Source organism: Kitasatospora sp. NPDC059747 (assembly GCF_042732955.1).
Classification (GTDB): Bacteria; Actinomycetota; Actinomycetes; order Streptomycetales; family Streptomycetaceae; genus Kitasatospora.
In genome coordinates this window covers 2,395-23,407 of the sequence record NZ_JBHWGV010000139.1, presented here as the reverse complement: position 1 = coordinate 23,407, position 21,013 = coordinate 2,395, and the positions used below count along the sequence as shown (strand labels likewise).

Genomic DNA, 21,013 nt, shown 5'->3' with positions numbered 1-21,013 from the left:
GCTTGGGATGCCACATGGCCGGTCGCGCGGTCCCTCCGCGTCTTTCGGAACGTCAGCGGTTCCTGGACCGCCGGTCCACGACGGCCAGCAGCTTCCCGCTCGCCGCCGTCTGCGCGAAGTCCGCGGCCGGTACGCGCTCCACGCGCAGCTCCACCAGCCGGTCCCGCTCCACCGCCGCCGCGAGATCCGGGTACCCGTCCAGGAATTCCCGGATGTCCGGCCCGTCCTGCGGCCGGCCCTCCAGCCGGACGGTCAGCGTCTCGTTGGCGGCGTCGTCCTCGTCCAGCAGGATCTGCAGCGCACCGTGGTGCTCCAGCCGTTCCTCCGCGACCTGGACGAACCGCCGGTAGTTGAGGAAGTGGCTGCCGCTGCGGAAGATGTCGCCGAAGCGCCCCAGCAGCTCGAAACGCGGGGTGCGCCGACCGCACGGGCAGTCCTCGGTCAGCCGGCGCCCGAGGTCACCGATCTCGTACCGCTCCAGCCGCTGCCCGCGCCGGGTGTGCGCGGTGAACACCAGCCGCCCGGCCTCACCCGCCGGCACCGGCCGGTCCGCCTCGCGGTCGAGGATCTCCAGCGTGTGCAGTCCGCTGAACAGGTGGTACACCCGGTCCGGCGCCTTGGGGCACTGGTAGCCGAGCGGGCCCGCGTCGACGCTGCCGTACGCGCCGGCACGGACCAGCTCGACCCCGAACTCCTCGCGCAGCCACTCCCGCTGGCGTGCCGGGAAGTGCTCGCCGCCGTAGAACAGCTTGCGAACCCCTCGGTACTCGCGCAGCAGGTCCGCGCCCTCGGTGAAGACCCGCAGCAGGTAGTTCGGCATGCCGAACAGGGTGTTGACCCCGTGCTCGACCACCGACCGGGCGACCGCCGCGTGGTCGTCCTGCGCCATCATCGGGAACTGGACCGCCCCGAGCGTCTCCAGCACCGAGAAGAAGCTGGAGAACCCGCCGTACAGCTGCCCGCCGAAGAAGAGGTTCATCGCCCGGTCGGTCCGTGGGTCGAACCCGGCCGCCAGCAGGCCCTCCGCGCCGGACCGCATGTGCTCGTGGTAGTCGTCCCAGCTGAACGCGGAGAGCTTGGGCGCGCCGGAGCTGCCGCCGCTGCGGAAGAAGACCTCCGCACGGCTGAGGTCGGTCTGCAGCTTCTCGAACTCCGTCTTGCCGGTCACCGCGACCGCCGGGGGCGCGAGTTCACGCGCACCGACCAGGTCGTCCAGGCAGGCGTCGCCGGTGAACCGCCCGTCCAGCTGGACGTCCACCCGGCGGCTGTAGCGCTGCAGCGCGTACACGCCGTCGTGCGGCTCGCCGTCGTAGCTGCCGAGCATTCCGCCCGGCACCGTCACCCGCTGCACGCCCGCCGCCAGCACGGCGCCGGCCAGCTCCGCGGTGTCGGTGCGGCTCGCGCCGATCCCGGCGGTCTGCAGGTAGCGGCGCATCGGGCGCAGCACCTCGGCGATCCGCTTGCGCGGCAGCGGCTTGACCCAGACCGTGCGGTGCAGCGGCGAGGCACGCAGCGCGCTGCGGGTGTCGGCGAGCACGTGCCAGCTCGCGTCGGGAGCGGCATGCACCTTGGTGAGCCCGAGGTGCTCCTCCAGCCGGGCCACCAGGACGGTGTTGGTGATCTCGGCGCTCTCCAGCGGCTCGCGGTCGTGCGGTGCGGGTGCGCGGGCGGCGAGCACGGCGGCGAACCGCTCGGCGAAGGCGAAGAGTTCGTCCTGGTCCTCGGTGTCCAGGTACACCACCTGCGGGCTGGCGCAGGCCTGCTGTTCGAGGCGGCAGATGTCGTCGGCGATGCCGTCCAGCGTCTCGGGGGCGGACCAGGCATCGGCCGTCAGGTACGCGAAGGAGAGCTTCGGTCCCCAGTCGACCAGTCGGCAGCCGGCGGGTATCAGCGCGGCGATCGAGGCGATGGCCTCCTCGCCGCCCCAGGCGGCGACGGCGTCGGCGGCCGCGCACAGTCGCTCGAGCCAGTCGGTGCGCGAGGACGGGAAGCCGAGCACCACGACCTGCCGGGCGATCGCTCCGGTGGCGTCGAACTGCGCCAGGGCGGCGAGCAGTTCATGGGTGAACCGCCCCTCGCCGCTGGTCTTGACGACGTTGAGGTTGCCCGCGAGCAGGCCCTCGACCACGGTGAGCGCCCCGGCGGCGGGTGCGTTGCCCGGCGCGATGTGCACCAGCAGGCCGACCGGCAGCCAGCCCTCGAAGACCTCCCGGCGGAAGTCGAAGCGCGCCAGCCGCCCGGGGTCGATGCCGCCGAGCTCGCGGGTCAGCTTGACCTCCAGCTCCTCCCGGGACAGCGCCTCGGTCAGGTCGCGCATCGTCCGCGAGGTCTCGTCCTCGGGCACGCCCGCCTCGCGCAGCAGACCCGCCAGCCGGACGGAGTGCTCGCTCGCCGGGTCGGCCAGCGCGCCGGCCAGGCGGTCGCAGGCGGCGAGCACGGTGATCGGGCTGAGCCGCTCGGCCAGCGCGCCGGCGGCGTACTCGTCGAGGCGCTCCAGGCGGGCCGCCGCCTCCGCGTCGTCCACCCACGCGCCCTGCCAGTAGTGCTGAGTCACTTCTTCCCCTCGGTCTTGAGCAGTTCGGCGGCGGCGACGGCGCAGCTGCGGTTGCGGCTGATCCCGGCCCGCCCGTGCACCTCGAACCAGGGCGTGGGCAGGCCGCAGCCGCACTCCTCCGGCGCGTGCTGGGTGACCAGGTCGCCCATCAGCACGGACTGGGCCGGCACCGAGGTGATGTACGGCGAGATGAACTGGGGGTAGCCGCTCCGGCCGTACGGCAGCGGCTGGAGCGTGCGCACGTCGCGGACCAGCTGGCGGGCCCAGACCGGGACGTGCAGACGGTGGTTGGGGCACTCCATGTGCAGGACGGAGTGCTCCACGGCGCCGTAGCCGTCGCGGATCCGCTCGTCCGGGATGCCGAGCTGCTCGTGGATGCGCCGGTACAGCTCCGGCTTGGCGACCTGCTTGTCCGCGTTGCCCTTCCAGCCGCCGCCGAAGACGACCAGCGACTCCGGGTTCAACCGGAGGGGCGGCAGCCCGAGTTCGCGCATCCGGTCCAGCGTGAAGGAGAGGAAGGCGGGGAAGCCGAGGATCCGGACCGGCGCGCCCTCCTCGGCGAAGCGGATCAGCGCGCGGACGCAGCCGAACGGGTCGAACTCGTGGCCGCTGCCGGTGTGCTTGAGCGCGTACTCGACCGAGCGGACGGGAGCGAAGTGGCACAGGTACTCGTCGGTGAACGAGGTGCCGAGGTTCAGGCCCGGCCGGGGCTGGTAGTTGGAGAGCAGGTAGTTGACCGGCTCGTCGCCTTCGGACTTGATCCAGCCGTAGTGGTCGAAGACCCGGGCGACCATCCGCTGGCCGCCCCGCAGGGTGAAGTCGTCGAAGGCCATCTGCGACTTCTGGCCGGTCGTGCCGGACGAGGTCAGGGTCAGCAGCGTCTCCTCGCGCGGCAGCGACAGCACCTCGTGCAGCTTGAAGAAGTTGGCGTGCACGAACGGCAGCCGGTGGAGCTCCTCGATGGACTCCAGGGTGTGCCCCTCGGCCGCCCACAGCTTGCCGAAGTAGGGCGAACGCTCGGCGTGCCAGGCGTTGATCTCGTTCATCGCCGCCGTGAACAGGGCGTCCACGTCGTCCCCGGCGCGGTACGGCTCGGCCAGGTCTGCCAGCTGCTGTACGTGGGCGAGTGCTTCGGGGTCCGGTGCCGAGACCGGTTGGAGGTACTTGTTCATTGGAATATCCCGTGGGTGTCGAGGTGCTGCTGCTTCCACAGCTCGATGTACTGCTCGGTGAACGGCTGGAACGCGGCGTCGATGGCCAGGCCCCGGAAGTCCAGCGGCTGCAGGATCCGGGCCAGCACCACGTAGTCGCGGAAGCCCTCGGCCTCCCGGCGCATCGCGGGGTAGGCCGCCACCGGCAGGAAGCCGTGCCCGAGCAGCCGGCGCAGCGAGTGGTAACTGTCCAGCGGCACCAGGGCCTCGATGTACCGGGCGCCGTGCGCGGCCAGCCGGTCGGTGATGGTGTCCAGCTCCTCGCCGATCTCCGCGAGCTCGATGCCGATCAGCGTGCAGTACCCGTCGGCGGGGCTGAGGTGCGCGTACACCTCGTAGGCGCCGTCGGCGGCGGAGAGCATGACGTTCGGCTCGTGGAACGGGTAGAAGCACTCCCCCAGCCCGCCGAACCGGCGGCTCACGAAGGCCGGCGCGTCGATGAACTCCAGCTCCCGGACGGCGCGCCCGCCCTTCCTCGGCCTGGGCAGCGGCTCGTCCACGCGCTCCGGTCGCTGCGCGGGCCCCGGCAGGTCCGCCAGTGCCCGTACCAGCCCGTCGAGCGCGGACGGGACCTTGTACACCGGAAGCCGCTGCTCCAGTACGCCCGCGCGGTGCTTGGCCAGCAGCACCATGGTCTCGTGCCAGGCGGCCTTGCGCAGGTTCGGCAGGACGCCGAGCGCGCGGAAGCCGGACTTCAGGCAGATGCGCTGCGGGGCGGTGGTGTCGGTCCGGGCGGTCGCGTACACGGAGTCGACCGGGTGGTCGCCCGTCAGCAGCTGGTCGGCGAGCTGCTGTACGGCGAGATTGGCCCCGCCGAGCCCCCGGGCGTCGGGATGGATCACCAGGCCCTGCAGCTTGCCGATCCGCGCGGCCGGGTCGACCGTGCCGAGGATGGACCCGAGCAACCGGTCGCCGCCGGGCTCCCGGGCCACCAGCCAGGTGGTGTCCGGGGCCGTGATCTCACGGGCCATCACCTCGGGGTCGGTGCCGAGCGGCAGGGCGTAGCTCCGCCCGTACACCTGGCGGTAGAGCGTCAACAGAGCGTCCACGTCATCAAGACGGGCCGGAATGAATTCGAGGGCCAAGTCGCCTCTCCCAAAAGGCGGCGCGAACACGGTTCATCGCGTGCGCACCACGAAAGAAACTTAGGTCGCAAGTAGGCGTGCCCGGTCCGAGCAGCCACGTTGCCGCTCCACCACAGTAACGCTCACGCATCGGTGCACCGGACCGCAACCGTGCTAAAAGACCGTCAGAAGACGTGGATGCGACGAGAATCACAGGCACGCGAAATGTGTACGAAATTGAACCGATGAACTTCCGCTGAACGTTGTCGGACCATTCGCCGACTGATCGTCAGGGCTCCCGCAGCGTCGACCCGGCCTTGCCCGGGACCTTGCCGGACCAGGCGTCGCGCCGGTCGTCGAAGAGCGCCGGGTCGTACCAGGCGGCACGGATGGGTGTGGCCGGGCCAGGCGCAGGCTTTCCGCGTTCCGGGCTTGACCTTGCCCCAGGGGCAGGGTTCGACGATGGTCCGCATGACCAACAACTCGTTCAGCACCCTCGAAGCCCGGATCCGCGAGCAGGCCGCCGCCTACTGCGAGTCCGACAACGTCCCCGGGTTCGTCGCCGGCGTCTACCACGCGGGCGAGCAGGTCGTCGTCGCCCACGGTTGCGCGAACGTGGCCACCGGCGCACCGATGCGCGAGGACACCGGCTTCCTCTTCGGCTCCGTCACCAAGGTCCTGACCACCACGCTGGTCCTCCAGCAGGTCGAGCGCGGGGTGCTGGACCTCGGCGCGCCGGTGGTGGGGTACCTGCCCGAACTGGCCCTGACCACGCCGGGTGCGGCGGACAAGATCCTGGTCCGGCACCTGGTCTCGCACACCAACGGCATCGACGCGGACCTGTTCTTCCCCGATGCCAAGGGCCGTGACGCCCTGAAGGCCTACGTCGAGGGCCTCGCAGGCAGTTGCGGTGCCCTGTTCGAGCCCGGAGAGCGGCTCAGCTACTCCAACGGCGGCATGATCGTGGCGGGCCGCCTGCTGGAGGCGGTGACCGGGCTGCCCTTCCCCGAGCTGCTCAAGCGTGAGCTCTACACGCCGGTCGGCATGACCGACTCCAGCGCCTCGGCCGAGGAGGCCATCCTGCGCAGCACGGCGGTCGGCCATTTCCCGGATCCGCAGACCATGGCGGCCAGGCCCACCAGCATGTTCATGCTGCCCGATACCTGGGGGCCGGCCGGCGGCACGCCGATCGGCACGATCGCCGACCTGCTCGCCTTCGGGCGCACCCACCTCGCGGGCGGTGTGTCCCCGTCCGGCGCGCGCGTCCTGTCGGCCGAGTCGACCGCGCTGATGCAGCAGGTGGCGTTCGACATGGGCACCCCGAACACCCCGCCGATCGGCCTGGGCTGGGTGCGGTATCCGTTCGGCGACACGACCGTCCTGGCCATGTCGGGTGCCTCGCCGGGCGGGGTGTCCATCCTGTGCGTCCTTCCCGAGCACGACCTGGTGTTCACCGCGTTCGGCAACACCCCGGGGGCGATCGTGCTGCAGGACCAGATCCTGCGATGGCTGCTCAGCGAGCACCTCGGTGTTCAGGTCCCCGTGCTGATCACCGAGTTGGAGGAGGACGTCGACCTCACTCCGTACGTGGGCACGTACCGCTCCAACCAACTCCGCATCGACGTCAGCGTCGTCGACGGCCGGCTCGAGGAGCGGGTGACGTACGAGCCGGCGGACGCCTCGCAGGAGCGGATCTTCACGCAGTTCGCCGGCGGGAGGGTCTGTGCCCCGCCGCAGCGCCTCGTGCCGATCAGGCCCGGCCTGTTCGCGCCGGCCGGATTCCCGCTGGAGGCCTTCGACGGGTACCTGCGCCTGCTGCTGGTGTCCTACCACGACGTCAGCGACGGCCGGGCGCGCTTCCGCAACGGCGGCGGCCGACTGACCGTGCGGGTCTGACCTGCCCGGTCCGCCGGACGGGCCCGGGGACGGCCCTCGGGACGGCCCCCGGGTGAGAGGATCTCCAGCATGCTGACGATAGGCCAACTCGCCGACTACGCCGGGGTGACCGCCAAGGCCGTCCGCCACTACCACGAGCGCGGCCTGCTCGCCGAGCCCGACCGCGACTCGTCCGGCTACCGGCGCTACGACGCCCAGCAAGCCCTCACCCTGGTCAAGATCAGGACGCTGGCAGGCGCGGGCGTACCGCTGGCCCGCGTCAAGGACCTCCTGGACGGGGACCCCGACACGCTCGCCACGGCCATCGCCGAGATCGACCAAGACCTCCGGGACCGCATCGCGCACCTGCGGCAAGCCCGTGCGAACCTCGCCCGGCTGCGCAGCGGCGATCGGCTGTTCGTCTCCCCGGATGTCGCCGACTACCTCGACCACTTGCGCGAGCTCGGCGTCAGCGAGCGCCAGGTGCGCCTGGAACGTGACGGCTGGATCCTCCTGCACGCCGCCTCACCCGAGGACGCCGACCGGTGGTTCGCGCAGAAGCAGGAGCTGATCACCGACGACGCGATCTTCGGCTCGCCGTACCCGGTCTTCAACGCCGACCACATCTGGAACGAGGTCAACCCCGCCGACCCCGCCAACCTGGCCAGGCTCGCCAACACCGACGTCACCCTCTACACCGGCAACAACGACACCATCGAGCACTTCACCGAGATCGCCGCGAACAACGTCAAGAGCCGCCTCGACCGGCTCGGCATCCCGAGCCGGTACGTCGACTACGGCAACGGCGCAAGCCTGTCGCCCACCTGTGCCGGCACCCACAGCTACACCTGCTTCGCCCCGGCCGTCGCCGACTACATCCCGCACCTGAAGGCCGCCTTCGCCGCTGCGGGCTGACCGGGCCCGCAGCGCGGGGGGGGCCCCCCCCGCGGGGGGGGGGGCGCCCGCCCCGGCCCCCCCGCCCGGCGGCGCTCCCCCGGCCGCCCCCCGCCCCCCCCCCCCCCCGCCGCCCGCGCCCCCCGCCCCCCCCCCCGCCCCGCCCCCCCCCCCCCCCCCCCCGCCGCGTTCGCCGGCTCGGCCAGGGTCCGCCACGTCCGCCTCCGGCCGCCGGAGCAGCCGGGGCCGGTCGGGTGCCGGTCGGGTGGTGGGCGGCTGCCGCTCGGGTGGTGGGCGGCTGCGCCGAGGGTACTGGTGTCGTTGCCCGGCGGCAGGCTGCCGGGGCTCTGAGCACCGTCTTCAGCCGTCACGGCTGCGCAGCGTGAGGTAGCCGGCCAGCAGGGCCGCCGTCGTCCAGGCCGTGAGGACCAGCAGACCCGTTCCCGGGCTGAGGGCCGGATCGGCCTTCATGACCTCGGCACCGGCGTGGTCGGGCAGGTAGCGGGCGAGGGTGCGCAGCGCCGGGATGGTGTTGGCCACCGGCGAGAGCACGAAGACGAGGGCGAACAGCAGCGAGAGTGAGAGCGCCGTGCTGCGCAGCATCGTCGCGATGCCCAGTGAGAACAGGCACATGAGGGTCAGGTAGAGGCAGGCCCCGAGGACGGCGCGCAGCCGCGGCGACCGTGAAGACCCACCTGAGCCATCTGCTGGACAAACTCGGCGCCCGGGACCGGGTCCAGCTGGTGATCGTCGGGTACGAGAGCGGTCTGCTCACCCCACGCCACCGGGTCTGACCGGCCGGCCGCGACAGGGTCCGACCGGCCGGCGCCGCATCCCGGATCGAGAGCCGACCGCGGAATGTCTGGAACTCGGCGTGGTCGAAGAGCACGGTGCCCCGGACAAAATCGGCATAGCCGAAGCCGACCTCGCCGCCGACGAACTTGGTCGCGTAGAAGGTCACTGTGCTGCCGGTGAACGCGGCGTTGTCGAAGCGCACCGTGCCGCCGGCGAGTTCGGCGCCGAGGAACCGACCCTGCCGTCGGCGAACCGGGCACCGGTGAAGTCCAGCCGGGCATCGGTGAACCTGGCATCGGTGAAGCGCACATCGCAGCCCGCGAATTCGGCATTTCTGAAGCTCACTCTGCCCCCGGTGAACCTGGCACGCCAGAAGGCCCGCCGGGACAAGCTCACCGCCGGGCAGCTCGGGCAGTTGGAGGCCCTCGGGGTTGGCTGGTAGGCGGTTCGGGCCGGGGCTCTGGTGGTCGGGCGAGGCGGTGTTCCTGCCCTGCACTGGAGGGGGGGGCGCCCCGCGGGGGGGGGGGCGGGGGGGGGGGGGGGGGGGGGGGGGGCGGGGGCGGGGTGCGCGCCCCCCGCCCGCCCCCCCCCCCGGGGCCCCCCCCCCCCCCCTCCAGTGCTTTGGTGGTCGCGCTTCTGGCGTCGGCCGATGGTGATGGCGGCCGGTGATCAGGTGAGGCAGGAGGCGAGGGCCCCGCCCCACCGCGGGCCCGGGGCCTTGTTTGCGTTACGGCCTACAGCCAGAAGGTGATGTCGGTGCTGTTCCACTGCTGTGCCCACAGCTGTAGGTGTGCAGCGCCGTTGATCCTGAGGCCGGGGTCGGACTTCGGCGTTATCTGACCGCCGGTCGGGGCGCCGTTGCTGAAGGAGAACCGCTGGTTGCTCCGGCCGTTGCAGCTCCAGACAATCATCTCGTCCGTGCTGGGCAGGTCCAGGCACAGGCCCAGGTTGTAGTACGGGTGCAGGTACCAGCCGCCTTCGCTGGCGGGCTCCAGGCACCAGCGCTCGTTGTCCTGGATGTGGCCGTTCTGGGAGGCGTATTCCCAGGTGTCCACGACCGCGCCCTTGCCGCCCCAGCCGTGCACTTCCATGTACTCGCCGCCGGTCCGGTAGGTGTGCACGCTCTGGCACCGGTTGGCGGCCGGCCGCGCCGTCGAGGCGTGCGCGGCGCCGGTGCCGACGCCGAGCGCCGCCACCGCGGCGGCCGTGACCGCCAGGACCTTCACCTTCTTCAGAACCGCCGCAGCGCCGGTGCCGGCGATCCGCTGTCGTGTCCGGGTGCTCTTGCTGTTCGTTGCTGCCGTGTTCATCGGGTACTCCTCTGTCTGGGGGCAGCCGGGTTCTTTCTCGTGACCGGTGATCGTGACTTGTTCCAGGACGCGGTCGCCGTGGAAGCCGGCGTGGCCTTGACGGCCCGCCGGTCCCGTGCCCCGGTGACTGTTGCGTCCGGGCCTTCGGCGATTTGGCTGCTCGATGCCGCGTCTTGTAACAGCCGAAGAGAAGGTTCTCGCCATTCGGTCGGCATGTCATTGACACACCGTGCAAGGGCTTTGACACCATGTGCACAACCTTGGGGGAGGGGCCGTGGTGGGCGGGGTCGTGTTGCGGTCGACGGACGTGCCGAAGGCGGACCGGTTCGACTGGTGGGTCGACCTGGTGACGCGGGACCTCGCACCCACCTACATCACAACCGAGCACCGGGACGACTTCCGGGCGACGGCCGTGGCGCTTGAGCTCGGATCCGTTCACGCGTCGGCTCTGTCATTCCAGACGCTGCAGAGCCGGCGCACTCCTCGGCTGATCCAGCGCTCGGACCCGGAACTGTGGGAGCTCGGGTACGTCGTCGGCGGGGTCATGGGGATCGAACAGGACCGCAACGTGGCGCAGTTACAGGCGGGCGGTCTGGTGCTGTACGACACGTCCAGGCAGTTCGAAACACGGGTCGCCGAGGACGGCCGCATCATCATCCTCCACGTGCCGAAGACCGCAGTGCCCGTCCCGGACCAGGTCATGCGGAACCTTCTGGCCCGCCGGCTTCCCACGTACGGGAGCGGATCCCTGCTCGCGGGGTTCCTGCGGGATCTGGCCGGGGTACGGCTGGAAGGCTGGGAGGCCGAGCAGACCGGTGCCGCCGCACTTCATCTCGCCTTGGCATTCCTCTCGGGCCTGGCGAACCGGGAACGACTGCTGCCGGCCCGGACACGGCAGACCACTCTGCTCTACAAGGCGAGGGCATTCATCGAGAGGCACCTGTCGGAGCCGGGTTTGTCGCCGCAGGTGGTTGCCGACGCCCAGGGCATCTCCGTCCGCTATCTGCACCACCTGTTCCACGATGAGAAGCACACCGTCGGCTCCTTTATCCGAGGACGGCGACTTGAGCGCTGTCGCGCGGACCTGACGGCACCCGGCCTCATGCCGCGTCCTGTCGGAATGATCGGAGCGCGCTGGGGATTCACGGACCCGGCGGTTTTCAACCGGGCGTTCAAAGCGGCTTACGGAATGCCTCCAGGTGAGTACCGTACGCGTGCGGCCCTCGACCGGGACCACACCGCGGTGTGATCCGAGGCCGTGCCCGTACTGCAGGAAACAGCCGCCGGGGAGGCGCGTTCAGCCACACAGGGCCGCGTCGACGGCATTTTCGGCCGGCTGCAGGTCCGCCATGCCGGTCGGGTCGACGGTCGTCGTGACGCTGGCGGCGCGTCCGTCGTCGGTGGCGGCGCTCCAGGTTCCGTAGCCGGGGATGCTGCCGTTGTGCCACCAGACGGTCTTGTGGCACGACAGCTGTGTCCTCATGATCCCCAGTCCGTAGTCGTAGCCGGGCGCGCCCGTGGGGACGGTGGTGCGCATCTGCTCGAGTTCGGGGCCGCCGAGGAGGCGGCCTTCCTTCATGAGCTCGGAGAAGAACCGGGCGAGGTCGGCGCTGGTGGAGACCATCGCGCCCGCCGCCCAGGCCGCGGAGGGGTCGATCTCGGTGACATCGCGCAGCGGTCCGTCCGGGCCGTCCTTGTGGTAGCCGTGGGGGTGAGGTCCTCGAAGGGTGGTCTCGGCGGGGGCGGGGAGGTAGGTGTGGCGCAGCCCGATCTTCTTGATGATGCGCTTGTCGATCTCCTTGGCCAGGGGCCGGCCGGTGACCTTTTCCACGATCATCCCGGCCACCAGGTAGTTCGTGTTGCTGTACCCCCAATTCGTTCCCGGGGCGAAGACGGCGTCGTGTCGCAGCGCGATGTCCAGGGTGTCGCGGGGAGAGAGGTAGCGGCGCTGGAGGATGTCGTCGGTGACGTCGTCCTCGTAGTCGGGAAGTCCGCTGGTGTGCTGCAGGAGTTGACGCACCGTGATGTGGCGCCCGTCGATCCCTTGTCCGCGCAGGAGGCCGGGCAGGTAGGTCTCGACCGGGTCGTCGAGGCGGACCTTGCCCTCGCCGACGAGCTGCAGCACGACTACCGCGGTGAACGTCTTGGTGACGCTGCCGATCCGCACCTCGCCGTCCCGGGGCGCCTTCGCTCCGGTGGCCAGGTCCCCGGCGCCCGCGGCATAGGTACGGGTGTGGCCTGCCTGGTCACGGACGGCGGCCAGAGCGCCGGGCACGTGATCGGGGCTCACCATCGCGTCCAGACGCTGCTGGATGGCGTCCGGCCCGGCGGCCCCCGGGGCAGCGACGGCGGACGGGGCGAGCGCGCCGAGGGCGAGGGCCCCGACGGCCACGGCGACGGCGGCGTGAGTCGTCCTGCGACGCGGGGCGCGGAACCGAAGCGGCGTACGTGAGTTCATGGAATGTCACCTCTGGAGTGTGCGTGCGGTTTGGGTGTTCGCCGGGTTCCCGGCGCGGTCAGTGCCCGGAGAGGTCGCGGCGGACGCACTCGGCCCGGTCGCTCCGGCCCTGACCGATCCTGGAACACGGCGCCCCATGCGCGCCTCCCGGGCGGGAGGGAAACCGCGCTCCCCCGATCAGGGGAGGAGCCGGACGGGCAAACTCACCGGCGCCCCGGAGCGAAACTCACCGCCTTCCCGGTGAAACTCCCCACCGCAGGTCAGCAGGGGTACCCAGACTCCCCGGTGCAGGTCGGTGGCCTGTGCCGGGGAGTCAGGACCGGCGCCGCCAAGAACCGGTGGCGCTTCGCCTCGGCGGCCGAACCGGGCCCCTTGTCCGCGGCCGGGCGAGGCGTTCGCCGTCCGGTCCGCCCGGTGGTGGGCGGCGCCCTGGTCGCCGCCGTCCGGGCCGGGCGCGGCAAGATCGGGCCGGGCCATCCCCGGAACAGGGTTCGCCACCCGCAGGTCGTATCGCGTCGGCGTCGAGTTTCGCGACGCCTCCTACGCATTCGAGCCCGTCTCGGAATGCCTCACCCGATTCAGCAGGAACGGGGCTGAGCTGGCCGTGTTCGAGCGGACATCCCTGGGCTCGATCGAGGCTTCCTGGACATCCCAGGCCCCCCTCACTCCTGGTGAGGCCGCGCTCGGCTACTCACTCGTCGGCGCATACGGGGTGGGATCGCCCGGCATGCTCAAGTCGATCATCGGACACGGAGGGTCGCCCTTCTAGCCCTTCCGTCAAGCGAATGCCCGGCCGGGATCATCCGGCCGGGCATTCGCTTGAACTGTCGATGCGCAGTGGGACGGAACCGTCGTCGGTCTGGAAGGCGTCGTCGCCCCCACGAGAGCCGTAGCCGGGTAGCCCCTACCTGAGTGCCCCTTCCGCCGGACGCTGTCGGCGCCTCTGACCGGTTGCCAGTAGCTGCCCTGCACGGGCCTGCTCCGGGACGGTGACACGCCTGCGGCGGTCTCACCCCGTCCCCCCGGGCCGGGGACGCCGTGGTCGGGGCGAGTCGCCCTGCCGGTCCCGGCGGCGCGGGTCCGCAGGGCGTGGCTCGTCGTGGGCCTGGTCCCCTGCACCGCCTGGTGATCACAGGGCGTCGCTGCCCCGTGATCACCAGGTCCCGTGCCTTCCCGGGGTGCCCCGGCGCGCCTTATCGGCGCCTGGCCGGAGGTCAGGAGGCCGGTACGGGCTGTTCCGGGGCGAGGGAGTTGCCGGCCGGGATGTGACCGCAGTCGGAGGGGGCCGGGCGGCCGGCGAAGCGGTCGTTCAGCCAGGCCAGGGCCTGCGGGGCCCAGACGGCGGGGACGCCGAAGTGGCTGAGGAAGTCGTACTGCTGGTAGGCGACCGCTGCGGTGCCGGTCGCGCAGTACTGGCGGGCGAGTGCCCGTACGTCCCCGGCGACCATCACGCCGTCGCCCGTGCCGATGCCGGCCGGGTTGGCGAAGGTGCCTTCGAGGATGCCCGCGTTGCCCTGGGCGAGGTAGCCGGGCACGGTCGGGGTCGGGGCCGAACCGAGGTTGGTCCGGTTGACGGCCATGACGTAGGGCTCCACCGAGTTCGGGTCGGCGTACTGGGGCTTGGCCATCGCCTTCCAGCTCAGCCCGGGGTAGTGGCCCACGGCGTCGGTGAGTGAGCCGTGCTCCAGCTGCCGCAGGACCGACAGGCCGTAGTCGTTCAAGTAGGGCGTGGGGTCGGTGCCGTAGGAGCGCGAGGCCCCGACCAGCGCCATCGGGATGATCCCGCTCCACACCAGCGAGCCGTCGATGTACCTGTTGATGTGCGCCGGGTCCACCAGCAGCCCGCCCTCGGCGTAGCCGACCAGTCTGGCGTTGACCTCGGGCGCGTAGCCGGGTGCGAGCGCGGCCGCCCAGGCGCTGGCGACGGCGCCGCCGGAGTACCCCATCAGCCCGAAGCGGGTGTCCGGGGTCAGGCCGGTCGCCGGGGACGCGCTCGCGGCCCGGATCGAGTCCAGGGTGGTGGTGGCGTACTCCGGCCCGGCTCCGAAGTCGGCGTTCTGGCCCTCGGTGTCCGGGAGCACCACGTTGTAGCCCTGGGCGAGCAGCGGCACGATGTACATCGCCTCGACGTTCGGGATCGCGCCGCCCAGGCTGAGGTTCCCGGCGACTGCCCGGGAGGGGCCGTCCTCCGGGTCGAGCGAGTCGTAGAAGGACTGGTACGAGACGGCTCTGCCGCTGTCCCCGGTCAGACTGCGGAGCACGGTGGTGACGTTGGCGGCCGGGCGCCCCTGGGCGTCGGTGGTGCGGTAGAGCAGCTGGACCGCCGTCACCGGGGTGGGCAGCCCCAGGACGTGGTACGGCAGGGTCCGCGTTTTGAGCACGGTACCCGGCGCGAACGAGGCCAGCGGGGTGGTGTCGTCGTAGGAGTAGAAGGGGTCGCTCGCGGCGGCGGTGGAACGCGCGGCGGTGGAGCGCGCCGTCGCCGACGCCGGGCCGGCGGTGGCGGCCGTGGCGGTGGCGGTCAGGGCGGCGGTGACGGCGGCTGCGAGCAGCCTGGACGTGCGTTTGCGCATGATTCCCCCGGGTGGCTGGGATTCCTGATGACCTGTCAGAGGACGCGTGTGACCACGCTTCGTTGTTACCAACGCGTAGCCGGCGTCCCGGAGAACATCATGACGACGGCCGGGCGCGCTGTCTCCGGGTCGGGCCGCGGAAAATTCCCGGCCTGGTGTGCGACCGGTCATCGGTGTCGGGGAGGGGCCGGTGCCGGTGCCGGCCACTGTGCAGGCGGGGGTCGGCGTGCGGTGTGCGCTCGGCGGCGTTGCCGCCGCCGGTCCCAACAGCATTGGTGAACGGGGCAGTTCGAGGGCGATCACTCAGGGCACGGTGATGACGATCTTTCCGCGTGCGTGGCCGGCGGCGCTGGCGTCATGGGCCGCGGCGGTCTCCTCCAGCGGGAACGCGGCGTGCAGGGGGACGGTGAGGCGGCCCTGATCGGCCAGGTCCGCCGCCAACGGCAGCCCTGCCCAGCCCGGTGACCCTCCTGCCTCGGAGCGGGAGAACCGCACTCCGTGCCGGGCGGCGTCGAAGTCCGCGATGGTCACCACGCGGTTCGGGTCGCCGGCGATGGCCACCAGTTCGGCGAGGGAGCCCTTGCCCGCCGCGTCCAGGACCACGTCGACGCCGCGCGGAGCGAGTGCGGCGAGGCGATCGGCCAGGCCAGGCCCGTAGGTGACGGGTACGACGCCGAGCCCCTCGAGGAAACCGTGATTGCCCTCGCCGGCGGTGCCGATCACGGTGAGGCCGCGGGCCCGGGCGAGTTGTGCGGTGATGGTCCCGACGCCGCCGGCGGCGCCCTCGATCAGCAAGGTCATGCCCTCGACGGCGTCCAGGGCTTCCAGTACACGCGTGGCCGTGTCGACGTTGCCCGCGGCGCCGCCGGCTTCCCCGAAGGACCACGACCGGGGCTTGGGCGCCCACGCCTCCAGCACGGCGTACTCGGCCGCGGCGCCGCCCCGGTCCGCGAAGGGAACGAGACCGAAGACCGCGTCTCCCACGGCGCTGCCGGTCACCCCCTCCCCCACCTCGTCGACGATGCCCGCGGCATCCATGCCCGGTATGTGGGGCAGGTCCAGGGAGACGAAGTCCCGCAGCATCCCTGAACGCAGGTACCAGTCGGCAGGGGTGACGCCGGTGGCACGCACGGCGATCCGGACTCGACCGGGCCCGGCGTGCGGCTCCTCGACCTCGTCGACGGCAAGAACCTCGGAACCGCCGTAGCGGTGGTACTGCACAGCGAACACGGAAAGCCTCCATACACACGGCACGGCATTCGACGGGAGAACCCGCGGTCGCCGGCCTCCGCGGCAGGAGGCCGGCTGCGGGAACCCGCGGCATCGCGTCACGCTAACCCGCTAAACGGTCGACCTCTTCCGTTTGTGTTTAAGTGGGAGACATGCCTGACGGACTGTCTCGGAACCCGTCCACCTCCCCCGCCGGCACCCCCGCCCCGGCGCAGCGGGCCGACGCCCGGAACAACCGCGCCCGGCTCCTCCAGGCCGCTCGCGACGCGTACGCCCTCGACGGCCCCGACGTGCCCGCCAGCGCGATCGCCCGCCGGGCCGGTGTGGGTGCCGCCACCCTCTACCGGCACTTCCCGACGCGCGACTCGCTGATCACGGCCGCGTTCTCCGAACAACTCGGCCAGTGCGTCGCGGCCGTCGACGAGGCCCTTGCGGACGACGATCCCTGGCGCGGACTTCGCACCGCCCTCACCCGGATCTGCCGGATGCAGGCCGAGGACCGCGGCTTCAGCGCCGCGTTCCTCGCCGAATTCCCCGACGCGCCCGACGTCCGGCGTGAACGTGCCCGCGCCGGGGAATCCCTCGCCCTGCTGGTCCAGCGCGCGAAGGACACCGGACAGTTGCGCAAGGACTTCGACAGCAGCGACGTCACGCTGCTGCTCCTGGCCAACAACGGCGTCCTGCGGGACTCCCCGGCGGCCTCCATGGCCGCGTCCCGGCGCCTGCTCGCCTACTTCTTCCAGTCCTGCCGGCCGACGGACGACGCACCGCTGCCCGAACCCGCGCCACTGCGCCTCGACGACCTGTACAGGGCGTACCGGGCACCGCGTCGAACGGGATGACCGCATCGCCGAGGACGCGTCCGCGATCCGGTGGCCCGCCGGACACTCCCGTCGCCCCCTCCCCGGTCACCGGTTCCGTCCCAGACGAGGAGGGCCGGGCGGTGAGGTCAGCCCTCATTCTCGGGTTCGGAGGGGCGGGCGGAGCACTCGGGCCGGACCGGGCACGGGGGTGTCGGTGCCGGGCCCGCAGAACGGTGTGCCGACACCGCACACGGGAGCCAGCCCACGAAACCCTCCTCGCCTCCAAAGTGTGTGCTCCGGCGGCCAGTGCGCCACTATGACACGATGAACGACACCCAGGCGATGGTCGACTTCCTGCGCGACAAGTACCGCCACACCATCAAGACCGCCGAGACCATCCACAACGAGGTCATCACCGGCCGCATCCCCGCCCTGGGCGGCGACCGACAAAAGCACGCCGGCTACACCCTCCAGACCGTCCACGAGGCCCACTCGATGCTGGAGCTGTTCGAGACCACCATCGTGGCCCACCTCGGCACCCCCGGCCCCATAGGCGCCCTCGCCGAGGAACAGCTGGGCATCCTCGCCCGACCGTTCCAGTAGCCCCGCCCACCGGCTGCGCCCCGTACGCGAGGGGCCAGGCCGGGCGGCGGGGGCTGACCCCGCCGCCCGGTGCAGCGGGAGCGGGCGCGGACCCCGGACCGGGCCGGCGACGGCTCAGGAAGGCCGTCGCCCTGCTGTGGGCGACGGCCTTCTGGCGCTCACGGGTGGCGGTCGGGAGGCGCCCGATCATCGAGCCGGCACCAGGGGCTCCTGGTGCGCATAGGTGCACACCGGGTGCCCCCCACCCCTCACCCCGGCCTACTCCCCAGGACGGCCCGCCGTACCCGGCCTCGGAAGTGTGGGCCCGTCAGGAGTCACACGCTCGCTCCTGGCGACGCGGGAGCGGCTCAGACGATCGTGAACTGCTGGTTGGTGCCACCCGTGCAGGTCCACTGGTCGATGCCGGCCCCGTCATTGACGTCGGCGCCCCACACGTCCAGGCACTTGCCGGCGAACGTCTTGATCTGAACCTTGTTGTTGTCGAGCGGCACGATCGTGAACTGCTGGTTGTTTCCACTCGTGCAGGTCCACTGGTCGATGCCGGCCCCGTCATTGACGCCCGCACCCCACACATCGAGGCAGTGGCCATCGGCGAAGGTCTTGATCTGATGAGTCCCGTTCCAGTCCGCAGGCGCCGCCGTGGCGACACCCGGGATCGCGGACACGACAGCGGTCGTGATCGAGAGGACGGCCAGGGCACGCAGTCCGGTCGTGATGGCGGAAGGCATGATCTTCTCCATTTCATGGCAAGACGTGGTGACATGGGACACCGAGCCGGGTAGTCCGGCGCCCAGGGGACGTGGTGTCTGTGGTTGTTCGGGTGCCGCGGGACAACGGTGCGGTGATAGCGGTACCGAGCGGTACTGAGAAGAGCGGCAGCCTGTGAGGAGTTGCCGCACCCCGAAGCCTTCGAGGACATCGAAACCGACGGTGGACCCCTCATCACCCGGGCATGCAGAGCACATCATTGAGCCGGCCACGGACACCAGGAAGAAGAGCCGGACGAACCACCGGAAGTACTGCCGGAAGTACTGCCGAAACCGTGGCGGCCCATCGTCGGCGACGGAGGCCAACGCACCGCGCTGCGGAGGAGCCTGGTGTCCTACTACTCCGAGTCCATCTGCCAGACCACGACCTGGGCGGCGTCCGACGGACCGGGAACGCGGAGCCCCCGCCGGTCCCGGCATTCGGCGGTGCGCCGCTGTCCGTGCGCATCCCTGACCCTGAGTACACGGGTCTCGTGCCGGGCTTCTGAAAGCCGAGGGTGCGGGTCCTGACCGAGCTTTCCACCGGCCGATCGCTGCGCGGACCGTGGGTCCGGTGCTCCCGACGACACGGCACCGTGACCGGCTGGTGAGCCTCCCTTCCGGCCCACGTGCCCATCGCGCGCACCACGGACCAGCGCGACTGCCGGAGCCGGAGGCAAAACGCATCAGCAGTCACAGACTTGAGTACCCGTACTCAAGACGGGGCCGGCGATCCGCGCAAGGATGACCGGATGTCGCAGTTGGTAATCGACGTTCTCGTGACCGTTGTCCTGACCACCGTGGAAGTAACCGCCGTGGTCCTCGCATTTTTCGCCATCGCGGTCAAGGCGTGGGCGGCGGACAACACGGGCCGCGGGGTCCCCCGCGGCCTGAAGCGGACCGGCCGTGCCGTGGCAGGGACGTCGTTCGTCCTGCCGCTGGCGTGCGCCTACGGGCTGTTTCTCCTGCACCTGCCGGTCGCGGCGAGCGCCCAGTGCCTGCTGGCAGCGGCGATTCCGTTCTTCGGGCCCATCCTGACCGGTGTGAACCGTCTACGGGAGGGCCTCGCTCGCCGCTGGCCGGGACACCGGCAGCGCTAACAGGGCTGGCGGGCCCGGTGCAGCACGGCGACAGCCTCGTGGCAGAGGGACGGCGCAAGCGCGCGGCCGGAAATCGTGAGGCACTGGCGGTCTATCGGAAGTCGATCCCGGCAACTAACGTATCGGATGCGAACCTTGATGGTTCGTCAGCGAATATCGCCACGGACCTGGGCGGGCACTGACGAGACGCCGTGCCCGGATGCATACCCGCCGAAGACGTCCGTCACGCACCTGGAGATCTCATGAATTCCACCTCCGCTTCCCGCCGGCGGCGCCTGCGCGGACCCGGCGCCGCTTGCCTCGCGTTGTCGTGTTCCGTCGTCCTCGGCGCCGCGGCACCGGCGCACGCCTTCAGCGGGGAGAACCACGAGAAGATCACCCGGGCCGCCTTGGGCGCCGCGGGCTGGCACCCGAACTCGCTGACGGCGATGGCGAACGGGAGCTCGGGCGCGATCGTCGCCAACGACCACGGCCAGTACTTCGACATCGGCAAGCTCCACTGCGACAACGCCGACTACCTCGACCCCCGGTACGACGGCGGCTACCCGCGCACCCGCGGGCAGGCCGACGCCGAGATCATCGACTGCATCGACAGTTCCGTCCACAACTTCAAGCGGGCCGTCGCCGCCGCGGACCGGCTGGTCGACGCGAACGGGCACGTCGTCGCCGCCCAGACCTCCATCTCACGGGCCTGTGACTGGAACGACCAGCCCGGACGGGCGAAGTGCGAGGTGCTGGAGGACCTGGGCCGCGGCTGGCACCAGATCGAGGACTTCTACGCCCACAGCAACTGGGCCGACCACGCCGGCCCGGGAGCCATCGGCGTCAAGAACCCCCCGGGGCTGGGCAGGACCGACCTCCCCGCGTTCTTCTCCATCAGCCGCTACAGCTCCATGAGCAAGGCGGACTGGATCAAGGACGCCACCGGCCACATCCCGCACGACCTGGCGACCGGCTGCTATCCGGACCGTGACCACACCGGGACGGCCTCCAACTGCGCGGGGCGCGTCACCCACGACGGGGTACTGAACAAGGACACCAAGGACACCCCGCGCTCGGTCATCGACCACAACTTCGACCACGCCTACGACCTCGCCGTCAAGGACATCGCACGCCAGTGGAAGAACTTCGAGGACGAGCTCCAGCGCAAGTACCCCAACAACGGCCGGGCCAAAGCGATGATCTGCGCCATCACCCATGACCACCCGGACAAGACCTGCTCCTGACCCGCAGCCGCAGGCCTCGCCGAGCTCGCCGAGTACGGAGTTGAGTGGGCGTGGGGCTGGTACTCGTGGGCGGCAGCCACCTGAACGCGAGGCCGTTGCTCAACGGGTGGCGGGCCCGTCCGTCCGCCCGGACCCGCCGCTCACCCTCCGATTGTGTGCTCGGCCGGCCAGGTGCGGGCGACCGAGGCGGCGAGGGCCGCGCCCTGGCGGTGGCCGGCCCGGGCGGCGGCCGGGCGCCGGGCGTTGGCGGTCAGGTTGCGTCCCATCGCGCGGCGGACGTCGGCGTCCGGGGTGATCAGGGTGGTGTGCGTGCCGGCGGCGCGCAGCTCCGCCGCCTGCTGCTGGGCGCTGGGATGCGGCCCGACGGCGGTGGGCACGGGCGAGACGGCCAGCACCTGTCGGTGGCCGGCGGCCAGCTGGAGGTTGCCGGTGGAGCGGGTACCGCCGTCGAGGCACCCCCCCCCCCCGGGGGGGGGGGGGGGGGCGCCCCCGGGGGCGGGGGGGGCGGGGGGGGGCCCCCCCGCGGGGGGGGGGCCGCCGCGCCCCGCGGCTGGCGCGACGCGGGGCGGCG

The 21,013-nt window shown here is 71.5% G+C and carries 18 protein-coding genes and 1 pseudogene; 9 read left to right on the top strand and 10 right to left on the bottom strand.

Annotation, left to right across the window (positions count from 1 at the left end; translation table 11 throughout):
- Positions 1 to 52: 52 nt before the first annotated feature.
- From ACFV4G_RS37600 to ACFV4G_RS37590, 3 genes are read right to left on the bottom strand one after another with little or no spacing between them, the layout of a single operon-like run.
- Positions 53 to 2,554 carry an acyl-CoA reductase gene (locus tag ACFV4G_RS37600; protein WP_380447037.1) on the bottom strand — a complete coding sequence of 834 codons (2,502 nt, stop codon included), beginning with the start codon at positions 2,552 to 2,554 and terminating at the stop codon, positions 53 to 55.
- Positions 2,551 to 3,726 (bottom strand): acyl-protein synthase, encoded by a 1,176-nt coding sequence (locus ACFV4G_RS37595; protein ID WP_380447035.1) that lies wholly within the window; start codon positions 3,724 to 3,726, stop codon positions 2,551 to 2,553. The genes ACFV4G_RS37600 and ACFV4G_RS37595 overlap by 4 nt, the downstream gene beginning before the upstream one ends.
- Entirely contained in the window at positions 3,723 to 4,814 is a 1,092-nt protein-coding gene (locus tag ACFV4G_RS37590; RefSeq protein ID WP_380447033.1) for a GNAT family N-acetyltransferase, read from the bottom strand. Before ACFV4G_RS37590 ends, ACFV4G_RS37595 begins: the two co-directional genes overlap by 4 nt.
- A 486-nt stretch (positions 4,815 to 5,300) precedes the next feature.
- On the opposite strand from ACFV4G_RS37590, the gene ACFV4G_RS37585 reads away from it, so the two are divergent.
- A complete protein-coding gene (locus ACFV4G_RS37585; protein ID WP_380447031.1) occupies positions 5,301 to 6,725 on the top strand; it encodes a serine hydrolase domain-containing protein in 1,425 nt (474 codons plus the stop codon).
- 69 nt (positions 6,726 to 6,794) lie between these two features.
- On the top strand, positions 6,795 to 7,619 hold the full coding sequence (locus ACFV4G_RS37580) for a MerR family transcriptional regulator (RefSeq protein ID WP_380447029.1): 825 nt from the start codon (positions 6,795 to 6,797) through the stop codon (positions 7,617 to 7,619).
- A 339-nt stretch (positions 7,620 to 7,958) separates the two neighbouring features.
- On the opposite strand, the gene ACFV4G_RS37575 is transcribed toward ACFV4G_RS37580, so the two are convergent.
- Positions 7,959 to 8,231 carry a hypothetical protein gene (locus tag ACFV4G_RS37575; RefSeq protein WP_380447027.1) on the bottom strand — a complete coding sequence of 91 codons (273 nt, stop codon included), beginning with the start codon at positions 8,229 to 8,231 and terminating at the stop codon, positions 7,959 to 7,961.
- A 47-nt stretch (positions 8,232 to 8,278) separates the two neighbouring features.
- Between ACFV4G_RS37575 and ACFV4G_RS37570 the strand changes: the two are divergent.
- A pseudogene (locus ACFV4G_RS37570) lies at positions 8,279 to 8,392 on the top strand (LuxR C-terminal-related transcriptional regulator); the annotation flags it as partial.
- A gap of 80 nt (positions 8,393 to 8,472) precedes the next feature.
- Positions 8,473 to 8,835 carry a hypothetical protein gene (locus ACFV4G_RS37565; protein WP_380447025.1) on the top strand — a complete coding sequence of 121 codons (363 nt, stop codon included), beginning with the start codon at positions 8,473 to 8,475 and terminating at the stop codon, positions 8,833 to 8,835.
- A gap of 292 nt (positions 8,836 to 9,127) precedes the next feature.
- On the opposite strand, the gene ACFV4G_RS37560 is transcribed toward ACFV4G_RS37565, so the two are convergent.
- Positions 9,128 to 9,703: an RICIN domain-containing protein gene (locus ACFV4G_RS37560; RefSeq protein ID WP_380447022.1), complete on the bottom strand. Its 576-nt coding sequence runs from the start codon at positions 9,701 to 9,703 to the stop codon at positions 9,128 to 9,130.
- Between the two features lie 277 nt (positions 9,704 to 9,980).
- Here ACFV4G_RS37560 and ACFV4G_RS37555 point away from each other — a divergent pair, with 277 nt between their 5' ends.
- Entirely contained in the window at positions 9,981 to 10,952 is a 972-nt protein-coding gene (locus ACFV4G_RS37555) for a helix-turn-helix domain-containing protein (RefSeq protein WP_380447020.1), read from the top strand.
- A gap of 48 nt (positions 10,953 to 11,000) precedes the next feature.
- Here ACFV4G_RS37555 and ACFV4G_RS37550 read toward each other — a convergent pair whose 3' ends face one another.
- The 3 genes from ACFV4G_RS37550 to ACFV4G_RS37540 form a co-directional block, all read right to left on the bottom strand.
- Entirely contained in the window at positions 11,001 to 12,161 is a 1,161-nt protein-coding gene (locus ACFV4G_RS37550) for a serine hydrolase domain-containing protein (RefSeq protein ID WP_380447018.1), read from the bottom strand.
- A gap of 1,214 nt (positions 12,162 to 13,375) precedes the next feature.
- Positions 13,376 to 14,734, bottom strand: a complete 1,359-nt coding sequence (locus ACFV4G_RS37545; protein WP_380447016.1) for a lipase family protein — start codon at positions 14,732 to 14,734, stop codon at positions 13,376 to 13,378.
- Positions 14,735 to 15,037: 303 nt separating this feature from the next.
- Positions 15,038 to 15,964: an NADP-dependent oxidoreductase gene (locus ACFV4G_RS37540; protein WP_380447014.1), complete on the bottom strand. Its 927-nt coding sequence runs from the start codon at positions 15,962 to 15,964 to the stop codon at positions 15,038 to 15,040.
- Positions 15,965 to 16,116: 152 nt separating this feature from the next.
- Between ACFV4G_RS37540 and ACFV4G_RS37535 the strand changes: the two genes are divergently transcribed.
- A complete protein-coding gene (locus ACFV4G_RS37535; RefSeq protein WP_380447012.1) occupies positions 16,117 to 16,806 on the top strand; it encodes a TetR/AcrR family transcriptional regulator in 690 nt (229 codons plus the stop codon).
- A gap of 285 nt (positions 16,807 to 17,091) precedes the next feature.
- The gene (locus ACFV4G_RS37530) at positions 17,092 to 17,370 is read left to right on the top strand and encodes a hypothetical protein (protein WP_380447010.1); all 279 of its coding nucleotides are present in this window, start codon (positions 17,092 to 17,094) and stop codon (positions 17,368 to 17,370) included.
- 347 nt (positions 17,371 to 17,717) lie between these two features.
- Here ACFV4G_RS37530 and ACFV4G_RS37525 read toward each other — a convergent pair whose 3' ends face one another.
- The gene (locus tag ACFV4G_RS37525; protein ID WP_380447007.1) at positions 17,718 to 18,098 is read right to left on the bottom strand and encodes an RICIN domain-containing protein; all 381 of its coding nucleotides are present in this window, start codon (positions 18,096 to 18,098) and stop codon (positions 17,718 to 17,720) included.
- Between the two features lie 770 nt (positions 18,099 to 18,868).
- On the opposite strand from ACFV4G_RS37525, the gene ACFV4G_RS37520 reads away from it, so the two are divergent.
- On the top strand, positions 18,869 to 19,216 hold the full coding sequence (locus ACFV4G_RS37520) for a hypothetical protein (protein ID WP_380447006.1): 348 nt from the start codon (positions 18,869 to 18,871) through the stop codon (positions 19,214 to 19,216).
- Positions 19,217 to 19,458: 242 nt separating this feature from the next.
- On the top strand, positions 19,459 to 20,442 hold the full coding sequence (locus ACFV4G_RS37515; RefSeq protein WP_380447004.1) for a CinY protein: 984 nt from the start codon (positions 19,459 to 19,461) through the stop codon (positions 20,440 to 20,442).
- Positions 20,443 to 20,582: 140 nt separating this feature from the next.
- On the opposite strand, the gene ACFV4G_RS37510 is transcribed toward ACFV4G_RS37515, so the two are convergent.
- The gene (locus ACFV4G_RS37510; RefSeq protein WP_380447001.1) at positions 20,583 to 20,819 is read right to left on the bottom strand and encodes a hypothetical protein; all 237 of its coding nucleotides are present in this window, start codon (positions 20,817 to 20,819) and stop codon (positions 20,583 to 20,585) included.
- Positions 20,820 to 21,013 lie beyond the last annotated feature (194 nt).

Bases quoted from the DNA above. Each gene is read 5' to 3' on its own strand.
- ACFV4G_RS37575 (WP_380447027.1), bottom strand. From the start codon at position 8,231: ATGTGCCTGTTCTCACTGGGCATCGCGACGATGCTGCGCAGCACGGCG.
- ACFV4G_RS37520 (WP_380447006.1), top strand. From the start codon at position 18,869: ATGTCGCAGTTGGTAATCGACGTTCTCGTGACCGTTGTCCTGACCACC.
- ACFV4G_RS37595 (WP_380447035.1), bottom strand. From the start codon at position 3,726: ATGAACAAGTACCTCCAACCGGTCTCGGCACCGGACCCCGAAGCACTC.
- ACFV4G_RS37535 (WP_380447012.1), top strand. From the start codon at position 16,117: ATGCCTGACGGACTGTCTCGGAACCCGTCCACCTCCCCCGCCGGCACC.
- ACFV4G_RS37560 (WP_380447022.1), bottom strand. From the start codon at position 9,703: ATGAACACGGCAGCAACGAACAGCAAGAGCACCCGGACACGACAGCGG.
- ACFV4G_RS37580 (WP_380447029.1), top strand. From the start codon at position 6,795: ATGCTGACGATAGGCCAACTCGCCGACTACGCCGGGGTGACCGCCAAG.
- ACFV4G_RS37585 (WP_380447031.1), top strand. From the start codon at position 5,301: ATGACCAACAACTCGTTCAGCACCCTCGAAGCCCGGATCCGCGAGCAG.
- ACFV4G_RS37515 (WP_380447004.1), top strand. From the start codon at position 19,459: ATGAATTCCACCTCCGCTTCCCGCCGGCGGCGCCTGCGCGGACCCGGC.
- ACFV4G_RS37545 (WP_380447016.1), bottom strand. From the start codon at position 14,734: ATGCGCAAACGCACGTCCAGGCTGCTCGCAGCCGCCGTCACCGCCGCC.
- ACFV4G_RS37530 (WP_380447010.1), top strand. From the start codon at position 17,092: ATGAACGACACCCAGGCGATGGTCGACTTCCTGCGCGACAAGTACCGC.
- ACFV4G_RS37525 (WP_380447007.1), bottom strand. From the start codon at position 18,098: ATGCCTTCCGCCATCACGACCGGACTGCGTGCCCTGGCCGTCCTCTCG.
- ACFV4G_RS37550 (WP_380447018.1), bottom strand. From the start codon at position 12,161: ATGAACTCACGTACGCCGCTTCGGTTCCGCGCCCCGCGTCGCAGGACG.